We start from the raw sequence: 677 nt of genomic DNA on the forward strand, positions 1-677 counted from the left end.
AAAGTCGCCTAACTAACCTACCAATAATTTAGACACTCCCTGACCGAAATCCGTGGGGAAGCTCAAATTGATAGACTCAATACTCAAAGGTTTCCCCATACCTATGATTATCACGACTAAGTCATTACAGGAAAAATCCGAAGGTGCTGTTGAAATTCTTGATGGTCTACAACGCCTCAATGCGATTGTTACCTTTATTGAAGGCGAGTTTCATGTTGGAGGGAAATATTTTGATTTGTCTACTGTAGCACAAACCAAGATTTTGGTCGATGAAGGTAAAGTAGAACAAAAAAAACCCACACTAGAAAAAGACCTATGTATCAAGATGCTCGATTATACGATACCTTTTTCAACTTGTGCACCTAATCAGCAAGAAGAAGTTGATGAAACATTTAGACGTATCAATACTGCAGGTAAAACCTTATCACTTCATGAAGTAAGGCAAGCTGGCTGCCTAAGCCCTTTCGCAAGTCTCGTTAACAAATGTGCGGTCTATGTCAGAGGTGATAGCTCTCATTCATCTATCTTAGATTTATCTAAGATGAAAGAGATTAGCTTAAGTAATTGTGGTCTACCTTACGGAGTTGATACTCGTAATATTTTTTGGACAAGATGAGCTTCCCCACGGATTTCGGTCAGGGAGTGTCTAAATTATTGGTAGGTTAGTTAGGCGACTT

General features: G+C 39.1%; 1 protein-coding gene. It reads left to right on the plus strand.

The window, feature by feature from the left end; genetic code table 11:
* Window positions 1-52 precede the first annotated feature (52 nt).
* Window positions 53-616, plus strand: a complete 564-nt coding sequence (locus ACFSW8_RS13420; protein WP_377178489.1) for a DUF262 domain-containing protein — start codon at window positions 53-55, stop codon at window positions 614-616.
* The last annotated feature ends 61 nt before the right edge of the window (window positions 617-677 follow it).

This window comes from Rubritalea tangerina, from assembly GCF_042683245.1.
Classification (GTDB): Bacteria; Verrucomicrobiota; Verrucomicrobiia; order Verrucomicrobiales; family Akkermansiaceae; genus Rubritalea; species Rubritalea tangerina.